A 17,057-nucleotide genomic window follows, 5' to 3' on the forward strand; every position below is an offset into this window, starting at 1 on the left:
CTTACACCTTTGGAGGCATAAAAAAATGAAAAAGATAAATGTTGGAATCATCGGTTGTGGTAATATTAGCTCTATCTATTTAAAAAACGCTTCTATGTTTGAACATATGAAGCTATCCGCTTGTGCAGACTTAGACATTGAACGAGCAAAGTTACAAGCTGAAAAATTTGGTATTCAAAAAGCCTTTTCTGTTCAAGAGCTATTAGCTGACCCAGAAATAGACCTAATCATTAATTTAACCATTCCTCGTGCACATGCTAACGTGTGTCTTCAAGCTCTTGAATCAGGAAAACATGTATATGTCGAAAAGCCCCTCGCGGTATCACGTGAAGATGGGGCTCAAATTTTAGCTATGGCCAAAGAAAAAGGATTACTAGTAGGTGGTGCTCCAGATACTTTCTTAGGAGCTGGAATTCAAACAGCTATTCACCTCATTGAAAAAGGAGAAATCGGAACACCTATTGGAGCCTCTGCATTTATGATTGGTCGTGGTCACGAACACTGGCATCCAGACCCAGCCTTTTATTACGATGAAGGCGGTGGACCAATGTACGATATGGGTCCCTACTATTTAACTGCTCTCATCGCGTTACTTGGCCCTATTACCCGCCTCTCGGGCTCTGCTCGTATTAGCTATCCAGAAAGAACAATTGTAAGTGAACCTAAAGCAGGAACAAAACTCACTGTTGCTACACCGACTCACATTTCAGGAACTATAGACTTTACTTCAGGTGCAATTGGGACGATTGTTACAAGCTTTGATGCATTTGGTGGATCCAGCCTTCCACCGATTGAGGTATACGGAAGTGAAGGAACATTATTAGTTCCAGATCCAAATACCTTCGGGGGACCTGTTAAAATTAGAAAACGAGATGAAAAGGAGTTTACCGAAGTACCATTAACGCACGGATACGAAAATAACAGCCGTGGTCTAGGCGTTGCAGATATGGCTTCAGCTATTCAACAAGGCTTCCCACATCGTGCGAGTGGTCAACTCACATACCATGTTTTAGAGGCAATGCACGGTTTCCATGATGCATCAGATACAGCCACATATTACAACATGGAAAGCACTTGTGAAAAACCTGATCCACTCCCAATAAATTTTCAATTTTCACCATTGAAGCGTTAACGTAAAAAGCAGCCAGAAATACGGCTGCTTTTTATACCTTTTAGAAAGAACCCTTCATACAATAACGATTATTTAAACCATTTATGAATCATTATAAGAAATAAAATTGTCGTACCGCTTAAAATAATGACCATGAGATGTGCATCGATCATTCGATTAGCTTGTACGGCGTCATAAATTGCAATTGAAAGAGTTTGCGTTTTACCTGGGATATTACCAGCAATCATTAATGTTGCCCCGAATTCCCCCATCGCTCGCGCAAAGCCCAAGACCACTCCTGCTAATACCCCTTTATAAGCTAGTGGCGTAATGATATAAATTAGACTCTGCATCTTAGTAGCTCCGTCTACTTCTGCCGCACCTATAATCTCTGGATCAATTGATTCAAAGGAAGCCTGTATCGGCCTTATCAACAATGGCAACGCAGCAATTGAGGCAGCTACCACAGCAGCTTTCCAGGTAAATATAATTGGTTGCCCGGTCAAAGCCTCTAGCCACTTACCAAGCAGACTATTTCTACCCAACAATAAGAGTAAATAATAGCCCAATACAGTTGGGGGGATAACGAGTGGCAGCGTCACAAGAATGGAAAGAATATTCGTCAGCTTACTTTTGCTAAAAGCAAACCACCAAGCACAAATAATTCCGATGATAAAGGCAAATATAGTCGCAATGGATGCTATTTTTAAGGATAAGAGTAACGGCGTAATAATCGTTTCCATTATGGCAAATCAAACCCATATTTTTTTAGGATAAGTTGACCTTGTTCACTCAAAATAAAATCCGTAAACTGCTGACTAAGCTCTTTATTCTTTGTTTGAACAGGTATACCTAATGCTTGAAGAAGCGGTTGATGCAGATCTTTGTCAACTAATTGATAATGAGATTCCGTTTCTGTCATTAAGGCAAGGGCAACCATCCCTACATCAGCATTTCCTGATTCAACATATTGATAGGCTTGTCTAATATTTTCTGCATAGACTACTTTTGTGTCAATAGCTTCCCATACTCCCCATGACTCCAATGTCTCTTTTGCAGCTTTTCCGTACGGGGCATGTTCAGGGTGGGCAATCGTAATCGTTTTTACTAGCTCACTTGCTAGGAACTCTTTACCCAAATTCATTTCCTCATTACCTGCATGCATCATGACGAGTCTCCCAATTGCATAATATTGTTTAGAGCTCTCAAAAACCATCTCTTCATCAATTAAGCGATCAATGTATGATTCATGCGCGGCTAAAAATAAATCAAAAGGAGCTCCTTCTTGAATTTGTTGAGTTAATTGACCTGTGGAGCCAAACGTAAATTCAAGAGTGATATTTGTTTCATTCGTGAAATGTTCACCAATTTCAGTCAATGCATGATATAAATCTGAGGCTGCAGCAACATAAAGCGTTTGTTCTTCCGAAGACACATTCCTACAGCTACTGAGAATTAGTAAAAGTACGATACAACCAAATGCAATTTTTTGCTTCATAAAACCCCTTTACCTTTCCATAACTTAAACTCTGATCGTTAGACCATTATACCATTCATAAATCTCCATAATCTATACTAACAGTTAGGTCTTATTTTATTTAAGTAAGAGATAAATTTGGGAAATTCTCTAAATTCTAGTTAAGATTGTGGTTTTACTATACTTCATAAATAAAAAGAAATAAGATGTAGGAGTAGTTGCTATAAATTATAATCTTATTGATAGAATGAGAGTTTATTTCTATTTCTTACTCAACTCAAATGAGTAGTTTATCTAAGCACCTAAGGTGTTTATGTTTACGTTTTTAAAATTTTAACTATAACGAAAGGTGGACGTTGTTTGTGAATCGAGATTTTACTTTACAACAAATCGCAGAAGGTATATCAAAGCCGCTGTTAAATGCTTCTGATAAAGAGTTAGAAGGTTTCCAACAAATCATAGATGAAACGATACGATTACGTGAAGCACATAAAAATTTACACAACTTGGTAAAAAACTATTCAAACGCAGGAGTTCAGCGTTCGTAAGACTTTCTTCATTATAAACGTAATCTCTCACTATTTGTGGGACCTGCTTCAGAAACAAATAGCCACGGGATTCATTTATTTGATCCTGTGGCTTTCACTATCTGTTTAAACACCGTATATTTTTAGTGTTAAAGCTTTTTTATTATTTCTCCTGTGACTTCACCATTTAACAAATCAATGACTCCTCCACTATTGTATATATTACCCTCTAGTTTATTTTGAATCAGTACCATTGCATTCTTTTTTAAATGAATATCCCCTAGTACTGTGGCGTCTAACGTTAATTTTGCCCCACTCAATACTTGAATATTTCCTTGGACTTCTCCAATGACCATCGTATCCTTTTCAATCACCAAATCTCCAGGTTGATGCCCCTTTATAATTTGCATGGTATGCCTCCGATTTACTTTCTGACAAGTATCCTCTTTCTATTTATACCTCTTTTTATAAAGTTTTAATCAATTAATCAGCCATACATTAGAACTTACTCATCAGATGAATTTTAAATAGTTCATATTATTCACATACTTTTCTCTTCAGGGGGAATACATAAGAATGAAAAATAGGAATAGAAAGGAGAGTTAAATGGAAAATGTGAGGATTCAAATCAAAGAGGCAACGAGAGAGGAACCTATTCAAACTTTAGAAGTGACACTTATGTCTATGGAGGGCATTGAAAGAGCACTAGTTGATATAAAAAATGGAGAGGTAACAATTGACTATAATGAAAATGAAATAGCCAAGGAAAAAATTATTCAAAAAATCCAGCAACATGGCTTACACCTTCACTAGTACTTCCCTAAAAAAGCTGTCTAGTAGCCTTTTCTTAGAAATTGCAGAACCATTACTCACCCTGAATCCCTTCAAAAAAATTTATACTTAGATTAAACCTAATAGATAGAAGCGAAGCAGCAAAATACGATTGCTTTGCTTTTTCTCTGTGCAGTTATATCCCCTTTCTTCTATTTCTATAACTCATCAGCTACCGGATTTGAGGAAGTAATTATATAAATAGGTTGATTTCGTTCGTAGCAACTGGCAAGATGTAAAAATAAGAAGTCTTAATACTAGAGAATGTGAAGGTGACAAGTCATGATAGAAATAAAGACATCTTCTCTTACTGATGGAGAATTTAATAGAGGTGTATTCGCAACGAGAGACATTAAAAAAGGCGAGCTTCTCCATGAAGCTCACGTTATCCCTTACCCAAATGAAGAACATGTTTTAATTGAGGAAACAGCCCTAGCTGATTACGTTTATGAGTATGGGAAAAATCATAGCGCGATTGTACTTGGTTACGGGATGCTCTTTAATCATTCCTATACGCCAAATGCAACCTACGATATTAACTTCGAAAAGCATATATTTGAATATTACGCGTACACAGATATAAAGGCAGGAGATGAAGTATTAATTAACTATAACGGAGAGGTAGACAATCAAGATCCTTTATGGTTTTTGCAAGATAAAAACGATACAAATAAAGACGAAACCACATAATAGCTAATAGCCTCTTCTTACCCTCTAAAAAAAACCGTTAGGAGATAATTCCTAACGGTTTACTTGGATAAAATCTAATTCTTGAAACTTTTCCACTTCCGTTTTCCAACGTTCTTCTACGAACGCTTGATGACTCGGATGTTCATTATAGCTATTATATGCCTCTTGACAGTTGAGTTCCATCGAGAAACCAAAATCAAAATCTGTTTTCATGCTTATTTGGCGAAGTACCTCAAAATGTTCAACCCCTGGAATCCCAGTTAAAATTCGTTCCCCATCTTTTAAAAAGGCCTTCGTTTCCTCTGCAGTTGGCGAATACTTTAATGAAAAGACAGCCATATGCTTAATTCGGTGCTCTTTCAAGGTCTCACCCTTTCATCAGATTATTGTAGCTAAATTGTACGCTTTCAATTGCCGATCCTTCGCATTGATCCTGCTCGACGATAAGCCACTTTGTACCAATTTCTACAGCTGTCTGAATGACAGCATTAATATCAATAACACCCGTACCAACTTCAGCGAATGTTTTTTCTGGCTCTAATTTCATGTCCTTCAAATGAACAAGAGGGCAGCGTCCTGAATACTTCTTCATATAATCAGTCGGAACAAGCCCTGCATATTCAACCCAATAAATGTCACATTCTAATTGAACAAGATCCGGCTTCGTATGATTTAATAAAATATCGAGCGCATATTCTCCGTCAAATGTATCAAACTCAAATGCGTGATGATGATAACAGAATTGCATACCAGATTTTTGACATGTTTCACCAACTTTATTAAATAACTCTGCTAGCTTCAAATAGCTCTCCTTCGCCGCCCAATAATCCTCCGGAATAAAAGGACAAACAATCGTATCAATTCCAACGGTTTTATGATAGGCAATCACATCTTCTAAGTTGTCTTTTAATTGGTCTAGCTGGACATGACTTGAAATCCCCTTAAGACCAAGATCATCAAGAACTTGCTTCATCTCATCAGCTTGAAGATTACCAAATCCAGCAAATTCAACCCCCTCATAGCCAATATCTTTTACTTTCTTTAAGGTTCCAACGAAATCCTTTTCCGTTTCATGACGTAACGTATATAGCTGAATTCCTAATGGTAGAGCTACCATAGAAAGCACTCCCTTTGATTGTTATTTTAACGAAATAAATGTTTTCTTTTCTGCCGATTCTAATGCCGCAAGCACGACGTGTAAAGATTTCATTCCTTCTTCACCAGAAATGCTAGGAGGTGTGTTTGTAACAAGCGCTTGAATAAATTCATCAATCACTCCACTTGTCCCCTGGCCCCCTTCATCGTTCGTTGCAATTGCTCCCACTTTGTACTGCTCAACTGTTCCGTCTCTTAATTTCACAACGACTTGAACATCTGGACTATCTTTTATTTCTAAAACACCATTTTCAGCATAGATGGCCGTTGTGTTATCTTCGCCTTTGTAATATGTCCAGCTTGCAGCCATTGTCCCAATTGCACCATTTTCCATTCGTAAAATACACGTTGCATTATCATCAACATCTCCATGCTTATGGAGAGTTTCAACAAATGCACCAACTTCTACAATTTCTTCATCAAATAACCAACGAATTAAATCAGTTTTGTGGACCCCTAAATCACCCATGGCCCCTACGATCGCTTTATCTTTTTTGAAAAACCAGCTATCTTTTCCTTGGATGCTCCATCTTTCAGGTCCCCCGTGACCAAATGTTGTTTTAAATGTTAAAATTTTCCCAAGTTTACCTGATTGCAATATTTCCTTTGCTTTTACATGTGGTGGCATTAACCGTTGATTGTGACCAATCATCAGAAAGACGTTATTTTCTGCTGCAGCTTCAATCATAGCTTTTGCTTCATCAAGCGACGTTGCCATAGGCTTTTCACATAAAACATGAGCTCCAGCATTTGCAGCTGCAATTGCAACTTTTGCATGATCGGCGTTTTGTGTACAAACACTAACCGCATCAATATTCTCGTAGGCCAAAAGCTCTTCATAACTTGTATATGATTTCGCCTCAAACTTCGTTGCATATTCATCTGCAAGTTCCTTATTAAAATCACAGAAAGCTACCAATTCCACATTCGGATTTGCTACATATTCCGGGATATGACGATATTTTGCGATACTACCACAGCCAATAACAGCTACTTTAATTTTTGACATGCTGTTTCCTCCTCGATTATCTACTCAATTTTTAGAAATTTAATGCTTTACTTTAGAGATTAAGCCCACCACATCTCACCCGCAGATTGGCGGATTAAGACATCATTTAAATTTTTGACAGCACGAGAAAATCCTTCGTCAATCGACATCATTGCATCTTCATGTTCAATGCTGACAACGTAATCATAATTGTACAAACGGAGTGCACTCATCATATCCGACCATTCCTGCAAACTATGTCCGCACCCAACGCTTCGGAATGTCCAAGCCCGAGTTTGGAGGTTTCCATAAGGCTGCATATCCGTTAAGCCATACATATTTACATTATCTTGGTCAATATATGTATCTTTGGCATGGAAATGATGGATAGCACCTGCTTTACCAAGAATTTTAATCGCAGCGACTGGATCGATGCCTTGCCACCACATATGACTGGGATCTAAATTTGCGCCAATCGCATCACATGTTGCCTCACGAAGTTTCAACATCGTGTACGGAGTGTGGACGAGAAATCCTCCGTGAAGTTCGAGCCCAATTTTTACATTATGCTGTTGTGCAAGTTCCCCAATTTCTTTCCAATAGGGAATTAACTTTTGTTCCCATTGCCAAGCCAACACATCACCATATTCAGCTGGCCAAGGGACGACTGGCCAATTGGGTTGTTTTGCTTCATCACTGTCTCCCGCTGTTCCAGAAAATGTATTTACCACTGGTACATCAAGTAAAGAAGCTAGCTTAATTGTTTTTCGTAATACTGAATCCGATTCTTCTGCAAAAACTTTATCTGGAGTAATCGGATTGCCATGGCAGCTAAAAGCACTAATTGTTAACCCACGTGATGTAATAGCTTCTAAATACTGTTTTCTTTTTTGTTCATCCTCTAGTAGTTCATCTAAAGGACAATGGACATTACCCGGGTAACACCCTGTTCCTATTTCAACTGCGTCTAGTCCTGCAGCCCTCACATGGTCAAGCATTTCCTCAAAAGATTTTTCAGCAAATAATACGGTGAAAACTCCTAATTTCATTTATTGTCACATCCTTATAAATATTTAAGTAGAATTGGTTTTTTGCATTTACTTTTCATTTGATAATGACGCCCTGAAGTAGAAGACTCATGAATACCATGCATAGCTTCAAGCACATGAAGAGCCATATCCCCGTTCGCTCTTGGCATTCTTCCTGACTCAACTGCACTTGCCATATCAGCTAGACCAATACCTCGTAAATTTTCTTCAACTTCTCCTTTGGGTTTCATTTCTTTCCAGTCCACTTCATCAAATTGCTTGACTAAGAGCGAATGATTAAAATGATTAGGGTCAGGTAAGCTAATCGTGCCTTCTTCCCCGTAAATTTCAATAAATGGTGTTCGCGATGCAAAGACATCAAAACTCGTAATAATTGTTGCTGTTGCACCTGCTTCAAAGTCTAAAATCCCTGTGACATGAGTTGGAACCTGGACCGTTATTTTCTCCCCATATTTATCTGGGCTTGTAATTTTACGCTCAGGAAAGGATAACTGGGTTGACCCTGTAATTCGATTGAGAGGACCTAGTAAGCTAACTAAAGCTGTCAAATAATATGGTCCCATATCAAACATTGGTCCTCCACCAGCTTGGTAGAAAAATGCTGGATTCGGGTGCCATGACTCTGGACCTCTTGCCATCATAAATGCAGTCGCTCCAATAACTTTACCAATTGCGCCATCCTCAATAAGTTCGCCTGCAAGCTGAATGCTTCCTCCTAAAAATGTATCGGGTGCCGAACCGAGAATAACATGTTGTTCTCGGGCAGCATCTATAATCTTATTTCCATCAGAAAATGTTGTGGCTAAAGGCTTTTCGGAATAAATATGTTTTTTGTTTGTAATCGCTTGCAAAGTAACTTCCTTATGAGCTTGAGGCACGGTTAAATTTAAAATGATATCAATGTCTGGTGATGCCATTAATTCATCAACACTTAAATGTTTGATGTTAAATTCCACTGCAGTTGCTTGCGCTTTTTCTATATTTAAATCAGCACAAGCAATGATGTCAAATTCCGGGAAACGATAGCTATTTTTCAGATAAATATTGCTAATATTTCCACAGCCTACGATACCTACTTTCAAAGTCATAATTAATCTCCTCTTATTTCATGACATTGCCTATTTGATTCAATCTTATGCGAGATACCTTAAAATAAATATAGATGATATAATTAAAACATAGACTATTTTGCTATTTATTTATTTTTAAAAGGAGAACTTAACATGAATATTGGCTTTTGTGGTTATTCCTTTCACACCCAACGCTACCATTCTTCTTATAAATCTGGATTTCCAGGCTACCTGTTTCGACTTCAAACAGAGGGAACTTGCAGCATCATTGTCAACTCCAAAAAAATGAACATTGAAAAAGGTGATCTTCTCTTGATTAAGCCAGGTGACTATTATGAAATAAGTATTGAAGCTGATCAGAATAGTGGAGATTATCATTTATTTTGTGAAGGAGATTGGATTAAAAAATGGTGGTCACGATCATCTAAACCTACGCTCTCACGTATTGACTTGGATGAAAAACTACTTGCCTTGTGGAGGCATCTCACTATTGAGGAACGAAGACCTTCTTCTGAAGGAAATAAAGAACTGTCGCGTTATCTTCTTCAGGCTCTCTGTTTAATACTTGAACGGGTTGTGAACGAAACAGCGCCTGCATTTACAAGGCCTTATGTTGTAACACGCATGATGCGTTATATTGAAGAACACGCAACTCTTGCATTTAAAGTTGATGATGTTGCAAATTCCGTGGGACTCAGTGTTTCTCGCTCCGTCCATTTATTTAAAAGTTGTGTAGGAAAAACAATGATTGAGTATGCACAAGAAATTAGGATTTCTGCTGCCTTGGATCGAATGACCTACACAACGATGACACTTGATCAAATAGCCGAAGAATGTGGGTTTGGTACATATCCCTATTTTCATAAAGTATTCAAAAAAAAATATGGCATATCTCCTGGTGTCTACAGACGTCGCGAATGAAAATAGCTTTCTTTTGTAGAGAAGTAAATTTCGTCCATGCACTGCTTTATCCTTTCTTTTCTTTAGCTGATTGCTTTCTTTCTCTTGCAGTAAACGATACAATGATAGAATGGAGTTTTTAGATCATACGAGGTGATTAGACGTGAATCAAACACCGATAAATTTCGATGAACACAATTTATACAGTGAGCTTGAACATAATGTTATAAAGACATATAAGAAAATCGTTGCATCACGATATTTTACTTCTAGTCAACTTGAAGAAGTTTCGATGGAGGCTTCAAAGCGATTAAATGACCATCCAAACCTTGACCCACTCTACTTTTATCTCACTTATATGAAAGGTGTATCATTTCTTTCTCTAAGTTGTTCAACATATGAAGAATATGAAAGGAGATTCCGACATTTCTTTACTTCTATTGCAGATGAAATAATCAATCTTCTATCTAAAGTTGAACGAGTTACATACCGAGCTTTTTTAGAGCAAATACTATTTCATTTTGTATACGACATGAACGAATCGAGAGCTCCTTGGTCTATGGTTCTAAAGCGTATGTTAACTCGCATGCCAATTGAACATCTTGAACCTACGTATTATTTTTTACAGGATTCCCTCTCGAACCAAGAAGCAAGTCGCGATGTCTCACTAACATACAGTTATATCGCTCTTCTTGTCGGCAAAGAAAAAGAAGCCCTAAAACTTCTTGAACTCAGTATTTTGCCAGTCACTGAGCAGGAAGTTACACTTCACTTTCAATGCCTAAAAAAACACGAACGCTGGGAATCAATGCGACACTGGTTCTCTACTTTATTTCTACAAAGACCGAATGGTCCATATGGATCCCTTCAACCACTCGCTGATGAAATGAAAGCATCTTTGCACAAGGATCCGAGGGAATTAACCCACGTTTGGAATCGTTGGTTACTTGCCCCTAGTTATCATCGCTTTCAATCTTTGACTCGTCACTTAAGTATAGAAGAAAAAGATTTATTGCTTGAGGATCTGTTACCTAAAATGCAGGATCGTTTTCATCAGGTCGAAACAATTACAACTTATATGAAGTTACTTCTTGAATATAAACGCTTTGACGATGCCAGTCGTTATTTCCTATTACATGAACGGGATCCGCTACGTTTAAGACCAGAAAAAATTAAATTATTAGAGGCTTTATACGAGAATCGCCCCCTTCTCATTAAACCTATTTATCATCAGTTTGTTGTTCGCTTAGTTGAAAAAAAGTCAAGGGCTCATTATGAACAGGCTGTTATCTTCATTAAAATGTTAAGCAAGCTTTACGCATCTTCAAATGAATCGGTACGTTTCCTAGACTATGTGAAAAGAATGAAAAAAACATACCGTACGTATCGTGCCTTTGTGGAGGAGTTGAAAACCATTGAAAGCTAGTATCATCGTACATGGGGGATGGCTTAACGACCATTTCTTTATTTGGGCAGAAAAATCTCCTCGGTCAAGATTTGATCAAATTGTTAATTTTCAATATCCGTTTCTCTATTCACCGTTTGAATTAAAATTAGCTTTATTTCGTCATGATGCTGAAACCTTTTTTGGAACCTTTGTTGAAATTGAAAAAGCTGTTTTAGATGTACCGTTAGAAAGACGCTCATTTCAATCACCTGCTGGATCTGTAACGGTCTATCAAGCTGAGGAACATATGACACACTACTCTTTTCCAATAGAGGGGATTATCTTAACGGCAGATGAATTGGTAAAGCAATGGTGGACTTTACAAACGTGGCAGAAGGAGTCCGACATTTATATAGCTGAGGATTTGGCATATTGGCTAAAGGTTATCGAGGCAACGTTTAATGAAATTCAATCTGGACGTTTCTTACCTGCACCAACAGGTGAATGGAAGCTTTCTTCTGTTCCTTGGGAACAATGGAATCATGCCTTGCCTGATTCGAGCTTTGCTTTACGAGAGAATACTTCCTATATACAATCAAACAAAACGGTTGAATCTCCAGAAGAACGTTTCCAACGAACAGTTCAACATATTGCAGATGCTGCTATTCGTCATCTTCTTTCAAAAGATACTGTCCGAAACTCATATAGCGTGTGGGAGCGGTCTGTCGATTCCTCAATAAAGCCGATCATTAGAAAGTTAAGTAAGGATGATAGTATAGAGACACCTATGCCTTCACAATCCTTCCACCAACAATTAGGTACCATCTCTTTGGAGCCTTTCATATCGGGTCTTGCCCTACATGAACCTGATTCTATGGATGGCCGTTGGCGACTAACGCTTTGCGTAATCGACCGCAAAATCCCCTCACAAATTGTTGAAATGGTTGATTTAGAACGGGGTGAACATCCTTGGCGGAGTAATCCGATTGGTCAATTAAAGGTAGATGTCCAAAAAGCAAAAGAGCGAATACCTATTCTTTCTGGCTTAAGCTTATCTTCACCTGTAATATTTTTAGAGGCTGAAAAAGCATATGAACTCTTTACAGCATATGACCAAGCATTAAAGGAAATAGGCTTTCATTTAATCGTACCTAAGTGGCTTCATGAAAAGAAGCGGGTGCGAATCGAATTAAATATTGCAAATCACCAGACACCCTCTGGGTTTAGTGAGCCCTTACTAGATTGGCAAAGCCTTGCATCATTCACCTATAAAGTAGCAATTGGAGACACCACGTTGTCCTCAGAAGAGTTTGCAAGCTATGTTGACGGACAACGTCCATTTATTTATGCAAATGGTCAATGGATTGCGTGGGACCCTACACTTGCTAAGCAATTGCGTTCGTACTTAGACAAAGTTGATAACGGGTCATCTTATTTAGAAGCATGGAAACTGGAGCAGCAACAAAGTGATGAGAAGGAAGATTCATTAGACATTTCATGGGATGTAAACTGGGGGCAGGAACTTGCTCGCTCTCTCGAGTCTATTTATAGTCAATCCGTTCCTCTTATCACTTTGCCAAAAGATTTTAAAGGTGAACTACGAGCTTATCAACATGAAGGTGTTTCTTGGCTTGCTCAGTTAAGAAGAACAGGTTTTGGTGGTTGTTTAGCCGATGACATGGGTCTAGGTAAATCCGTTCAAACGATCGTGTATATTCTTTATGTTTTAGAAGAGCAACGTAAGGCAAAGGAAAAAAAACAACCATTCTTACTTATATGTCCTACTTCACTTCTTTACAATTGGCTTCAGGAATGCGAAGTTTTTGCTCCTCATTTACGTGTGTTCGTGCATCATGGCCAGACAAGAATACAGGATTTTGATGAAACTGAATTATCTAAATGGGACCTTGTATTAACTTCGTATCAACTTGCTGTTCGTGATGAAGCTTTCTTTGCGGAGAGAATTTGGAATGGGTTAATTCTTGATGAGGCCCAACATATTAAAAATATCGAAACAATGCAACGACGAGCCATTAAGCGAATTCAGGCCATACATCGTATCGCATTAACAGGCACACCGATTGAAAACAAACTAAAGGAATTATGGTCATTAATGGACGTGTTAAATCCAAGATATCTCGGATCCTTCCGTCATTTTCAAGATCAATTTATTCGTTCAATAGAACGTGACCAAGATTCATTACGTTTGAGTCAGCTTCAGCAATTGATTCATCCTTTCATTCTAAGACGAAAAAAGTCGGATGAATCACTTAATTTAGGCTTACCAGAAAAAAGAGAAACGGTACACAAAGTTCCTTTATCTGTTGAGCAAGCTGCTCTTTATCAAGCTGTTGTTGATGATGTACTCTCTCAACTAGACCAAGTCTCTCAGTTTGAGCGTCGCGCACTAATTTTAAGAAGTTTGACAAAACTCAAACAAATTTGTAACCACCCTGCCCACTTCCTTAAGGACCGCAACATTGATGGACATCAGTCGGAAAAATGGGACGCTCTTCTTTCGTTAACAGATGAAATCTACCGTAAAAGTGAAAAGGTACTCGTCTTTACACAGTACAAAGAAATGGGTTCGCTTATCACCACAGCATTAGAAAAACGATTTAACCAAACGATTCCATTTTTACACGGTAGTTTAACGAGAGCTAAAAGACAAGAAGCAATTAGAACTTTTCAAGACAATCGGGAAATCCCTGTGTTTGTTCTTTCTCTAAAAGCAGGTGGAGTTGGGTTAAACCTAACTGCTGCAAATCATGTCATTCATTATGACCGTTGGTGGAATCCCGCAGTTGAGAACCAAGCAACTGACCGTGCATTCCGAATAGGGCAAACACAAGATGTCACTGTACATAAATTGATGACTACTGGTACACTTGAAGAACGCATTGACAGAATGCTGACTCAAAAACAGGCACTAGCTGATCAAATCCTTGCGGCTGGGGAACAACGAGTAACAGAGTTGTCTAATGATGAGATTTACGAATTAATCCGTTTAACCAACCACAACATAAAGGAATGAAATTATGAGTAATAAATTACCTGAACCATTTCAAACGTATTGGAACGGAAAACAGCTTCATTCTAAAATGAAAGAGGGCACTATCCATTCTAAAAGCGAAGGGCAAGATGAATTGTGGATTGATTTACGTAAAACGATAGAAGAAGCAGCTCAAAAATTGTGGGGGAACTAAAGAGAAGGTAGCCTAAAAGTGATTTTAGGCTACCCTCTTTAATTTATTTGATTTCAACATCTATTGTTTGTTTAAATGAATCTTCCGGTACCTCATTGTTAACCGCAGCTACAAGAAGCTCTGCTTGGAGGCTATAAACTCCTAATTCAAAATCACTCGTTGGAATCGATTCTTCAAACACTATTGATTCGCCCTCTGCTACCTTCTTATGAACTAAAGCCATTGTAAACATTTTCCCCTCAGAAAAGCGGTAAACCTCTTCTCCTTCTTGGTTAGTTAACACAAGCTCATATGTTTGGCCTGATGAAAAGTCAACAGCTGCCTCTTGTCCTGTTTCATTTTTAAGTTCAAGTGTAACTTCCAATACATCATTTCCGGGTTCTGCTACAACTTTAAATAACCAACCATTCACTTTACTTTCCTCCTCAAACAGTCCAGACCCACCTGTTACTCCCTGTCCACAACCCGCTAAAACTAACATAACAGCTAGTAAAAAGACTTGAAATTTCATTTGACTATCTCCTTTCTAATCTTTACGGAATAACCCAAAAATTCCTGCTGTCTCCACAATATTTGTAAAGGCCCCTGGATCAGAGGATTGAATAATTTCTTTTAATTCATATAACTCATACCTTGTAATGACCATCATGAGGACTTCTTTTTCATCGGCTGTATAGCCACCCTTTGCTGGCATTCTAGTTATACCACGAGTGAGTTTATCATGGATAGCCTTTCTGAGTTGCTCAGGCTTTTTCGTTACAATCAATGCAGTTAATTTCACATGCCGAGTATGAATCGTATCAATCACTCTAGAGGAAACGTATAACGTAACAAGCGTATACAGTGCTTTTTCTGGATCAAATAAAAATCCAGAAGTAACCACAATAACGCTATTAATCGCAAAAAAGTAAATGCCTACTGGGCGATCACTATATCGTGATAATATCAAGACAATGATATCAAGTCCACCTGTAGAAGCTCCCCACTTCAGGGTAATTCCAGCACCAACGGCAATAATTACCCCACCGAATACTGCATTCAACAAAATGTCCGGAGAAAAGGACCATATTGGTATAAGTTCTAATGATAATGTTGTAACAATAACACTAATGATACTATAAACCGTAAAACTTTTTCCGATTTTTCTCCACCCTAAAATAGCAACCGGGACATTTAACACAAACAAAAGGATACCCGTTGAAATAGGAAGTACCGACGACAGTAATTGAGCAAGTCCTGTAAATCCACTTGCAAACACACTTGCAGGGATTAAGAAGAAATTTAATGCGACAGCAACAAGTATTGCCCCAATGATAACAATAATTGACTTCTGTAATTCTCTTAGTATTCTTGTTTTTCGTTCTATCATTAGTAAACTTGTTCCCGTTCATCAAGTAAATGCTCTTCAAACCATTTTACAGAAAGGGTCATCGCTTTCCGTGACACTTTATGAGCCATTTTTTCCTCTGTGAAAAATTGAAGTTTATTTGGTGTGTCCGCGTAATGCGGTTGAATTTCTTCAAACAGCTTTTCAGAAAAGTTATAAGGTACGACCTCGTCTTGCTTCCCGTGCCAAATCATAAGCGGTCGATTCTCTAATTTCTCCAACCGTTGCGTTAAATCAAATGGTTTTAGTTTTAGATACAACTCTTCAACAAATGAATTTTCTAAATGAATACCACTTTCCATTAGCATCTTTAACTGCTGATGCGCAAATTCCTTGTAGTAGGCAGAACCCATAAATGAGACAGCCGAGCTAATCCAGGAGTACTGAGCCAATGCCCCGTACATAGTAATTGCACCCATCGACGTTCCAATAACCCCTATCTTTTGATCGTGAATGAGTGAACGGTTATCAAGTTCTTGCTTTAAGGTTGCTACATCACCGATGGTCTTTAAAACAATATCCCAAAAAAGCATATCTCGTTCTTTCCCTGTTAATTTAGATTCACGTGCTCCATGATGAATAGCGTCCGGTAGAATAATACGAAATCCCTTTTCCGCTAGTAAATAGGCTAGAGGAAGATTATATTCCTTTGCACTCGTATAACCATGCAAGAAAAAAATAGTTGGTCTTGGCTCTCTTAGAAAAGGTTCAGCTACTATATGTAACGTTGGAATTCCATAAATTGTTTCATTTTGTATCGTAATCATTGGTACCCCCCTCAGTAATGCTGACTTTTCTTAATTATAGCATTTCCAAGTATTTCATTATACTTACAAGCTATCTGTAAAAAATCAAGAAAAACTGCACAGCAATCTAATGTTAGAAGCACTAAGTGGAGGAACTCCCTCTTCACCCCAGTATGCCCATCACTTATCCCCATACTAAGAAAACTCCCAATTCCTAAGCATTGAAAAAAACCGCCAAAAGGCGGTTTTAATATTTATTCTTATCATAATGTTTAACGCTATAGATTGCACCTTCGCTTACCATTTTATTGTCCGAATAGTCATGGGGATCGGGATGTCCAATTTGAGTACGTCGTTCATTTTCCGTATCATCTGCTGTACGATTCATTAACTTCGCATAATACTCACGAGCTTTTCTACCTACCTTTGCACGGTTTTCGTTATTTTTTAATAAGGCTGTTCCCGTACCTATTGCAATGACTGTTGTTAAGAGCGTTCGTTTTCTCATATTAAACTCCCACCTTTCAATGTCT

20 protein-coding genes are annotated in these 17,057 nt (G+C 38.1%); 8 read left to right on the forward strand and 12 right to left on the reverse strand.

Going from position 1 to position 17,057, the window contains the following annotated elements; genetic code table 11:
• Positions 1-25: 25 nt before the first annotated feature.
• Entirely contained in the window at positions 26-1,132 is a 1,107-nt protein-coding gene (locus CEF19_RS04155) for a Gfo/Idh/MocA family protein (RefSeq protein ID WP_100404909.1), read from the forward strand.
• Positions 1,133-1,200: 68 nt separating this feature from the next.
• Here the strand turns inward: CEF19_RS04155 and modB are convergent, their stop codons facing one another.
• Positions 1,201-1,854, reverse strand: coding sequence for a molybdate ABC transporter permease subunit (gene modB, locus CEF19_RS04160; protein WP_100404910.1), 654 nt, complete (start codon positions 1,852-1,854; stop codon positions 1,201-1,203).
• Positions 1,854-2,609 carry a molybdate ABC transporter substrate-binding protein gene (modA, locus tag CEF19_RS04165; protein ID WP_100404911.1) on the reverse strand — a complete coding sequence of 252 codons (756 nt, stop codon included), beginning with the start codon at positions 2,607-2,609 and terminating at the stop codon, positions 1,854-1,856. The genes modB and modA overlap by 1 nt, the downstream gene beginning before the upstream one ends.
• 341 nt (positions 2,610-2,950) lie before the next feature.
• On the opposite strand from modA, the gene CEF19_RS04170 reads away from it, so the two are divergent.
• Positions 2,951-3,136 carry a hypothetical protein gene (locus CEF19_RS04170; protein WP_100404912.1) on the forward strand — a complete coding sequence of 62 codons (186 nt, stop codon included), beginning with the start codon at positions 2,951-2,953 and terminating at the stop codon, positions 3,134-3,136.
• A gap of 128 nt (positions 3,137-3,264) precedes the next feature.
• On the opposite strand, the gene CEF19_RS04175 is transcribed toward CEF19_RS04170, so the two are convergent.
• Positions 3,265-3,525 (reverse strand): hypothetical protein, encoded by a 261-nt coding sequence (locus CEF19_RS04175; protein ID WP_100404913.1) that lies wholly within the window; start codon positions 3,523-3,525, stop codon positions 3,265-3,267.
• A gap of 196 nt (positions 3,526-3,721) precedes the next feature.
• Here CEF19_RS04175 and CEF19_RS04180 point away from each other — a divergent pair, with 196 nt between their 5' ends.
• Both CEF19_RS04180 and CEF19_RS04185 read left to right on the forward strand, forming a co-directional pair.
• Positions 3,722-3,928, forward strand: coding sequence for a heavy-metal-associated domain-containing protein (locus tag CEF19_RS04180; protein WP_100404914.1), 207 nt, complete (start codon positions 3,722-3,724; stop codon positions 3,926-3,928).
• A gap of 300 nt (positions 3,929-4,228) precedes the next feature.
• Positions 4,229-4,636 carry an SET domain-containing protein gene (locus tag CEF19_RS04185; RefSeq protein ID WP_100404915.1) on the forward strand — a complete coding sequence of 136 codons (408 nt, stop codon included), beginning with the start codon at positions 4,229-4,231 and terminating at the stop codon, positions 4,634-4,636.
• Positions 4,637-4,687: 51 nt separating this feature from the next.
• Here the strand turns inward: CEF19_RS04185 and CEF19_RS04190 are convergent, their stop codons facing one another.
• From CEF19_RS04190 to CEF19_RS04210, 5 genes are read right to left on the reverse strand one after another with little or no spacing between them, the layout of a single operon-like run.
• On the reverse strand, positions 4,688-4,999 hold the full coding sequence (locus tag CEF19_RS04190) for a Dabb family protein (RefSeq protein ID WP_227521910.1): 312 nt from the start codon (positions 4,997-4,999) through the stop codon (positions 4,688-4,690).
• Between the two features lie 4 nt (positions 5,000-5,003).
• Positions 5,004-5,753, reverse strand: a complete 750-nt coding sequence (locus CEF19_RS04195; protein WP_100404916.1) for a sugar phosphate isomerase/epimerase family protein — start codon at positions 5,751-5,753, stop codon at positions 5,004-5,006.
• Positions 5,754-5,774: 21 nt separating this feature from the next.
• Positions 5,775-6,800, reverse strand: a complete 1,026-nt coding sequence (locus tag CEF19_RS04200) for a Gfo/Idh/MocA family protein (RefSeq protein ID WP_100404917.1) — start codon at positions 6,798-6,800, stop codon at positions 5,775-5,777.
• A gap of 59 nt (positions 6,801-6,859) precedes the next feature.
• A complete protein-coding gene (locus CEF19_RS04205) occupies positions 6,860-7,828 on the reverse strand; it encodes a sugar phosphate isomerase/epimerase family protein (RefSeq protein ID WP_100404918.1) in 969 nt (322 codons plus the stop codon).
• Between the two features lie 14 nt (positions 7,829-7,842).
• Positions 7,843-8,916, reverse strand: coding sequence for a Gfo/Idh/MocA family protein (locus CEF19_RS04210; protein ID WP_100404919.1), 1,074 nt, complete (start codon positions 8,914-8,916; stop codon positions 7,843-7,845).
• A gap of 135 nt (positions 8,917-9,051) precedes the next feature.
• Between CEF19_RS04210 and CEF19_RS04215 the strand changes: the two genes are divergently transcribed.
• The 4 genes from CEF19_RS04215 (at position 9,052) to CEF19_RS23055 (ending at position 14,391) form a co-directional block, all read left to right on the forward strand.
• A complete protein-coding gene (locus CEF19_RS04215) occupies positions 9,052-9,819 on the forward strand; it encodes a helix-turn-helix domain-containing protein (RefSeq protein WP_100404920.1) in 768 nt (255 codons plus the stop codon).
• Between the two features lie 142 nt (positions 9,820-9,961).
• Positions 9,962-11,224 (forward strand): hypothetical protein, encoded by a 1,263-nt coding sequence (locus CEF19_RS04220; RefSeq protein WP_100404921.1) that lies wholly within the window; start codon positions 9,962-9,964, stop codon positions 11,222-11,224.
• Positions 11,214-14,219 carry a DEAD/DEAH box helicase gene (locus tag CEF19_RS04225; RefSeq protein WP_100404922.1) on the forward strand — a complete coding sequence of 1,002 codons (3,006 nt, stop codon included), beginning with the start codon at positions 11,214-11,216 and terminating at the stop codon, positions 14,217-14,219. The genes CEF19_RS04220 and CEF19_RS04225 overlap by 11 nt, the downstream gene beginning before the upstream one ends.
• 4 nt (positions 14,220-14,223) lie before the next feature.
• Entirely contained in the window at positions 14,224-14,391 is a 168-nt protein-coding gene (locus CEF19_RS23055; RefSeq protein ID WP_157800877.1) for a hypothetical protein, read from the forward strand.
• Between the two features lie 43 nt (positions 14,392-14,434).
• Here the strand turns inward: CEF19_RS23055 and CEF19_RS04230 are convergent, their stop codons facing one another.
• The 4 genes from CEF19_RS04230 to CEF19_RS04245 form a co-directional block, all read right to left on the reverse strand.
• Positions 14,435-14,902 carry a BsuPI-related putative proteinase inhibitor gene (locus CEF19_RS04230; RefSeq protein ID WP_100404923.1) on the reverse strand — a complete coding sequence of 156 codons (468 nt, stop codon included), beginning with the start codon at positions 14,900-14,902 and terminating at the stop codon, positions 14,435-14,437.
• Between the two features lie 15 nt (positions 14,903-14,917).
• Positions 14,918-15,760 (reverse strand): YitT family protein, encoded by an 843-nt coding sequence (locus tag CEF19_RS04235; RefSeq protein WP_100404924.1) that lies wholly within the window; start codon positions 15,758-15,760, stop codon positions 14,918-14,920.
• Positions 15,760-16,545, reverse strand: coding sequence for an esterase (yjfP, locus tag CEF19_RS04240; protein ID WP_100404925.1), 786 nt, complete (start codon positions 16,543-16,545; stop codon positions 15,760-15,762). The genes CEF19_RS04235 and yjfP overlap by 1 nt, the downstream gene beginning before the upstream one ends.
• A gap of 226 nt (positions 16,546-16,771) precedes the next feature.
• Positions 16,772-17,032: a hypothetical protein gene (locus tag CEF19_RS04245; protein WP_100404926.1), complete on the reverse strand. Its 261-nt coding sequence runs from the start codon at positions 17,030-17,032 to the stop codon at positions 16,772-16,774.
• Between the last annotated feature and the right edge of the window lie 25 nt (positions 17,033-17,057).

Origin of the sequence: Bacillus solitudinis (assembly GCF_002797395.1) — a bacterium.
GTDB classification, from domain to species: Bacteria; Bacillota; Bacilli; order Bacillales; family Bacillaceae_D; genus Halalkalibacter_A; species Halalkalibacter_A solitudinis.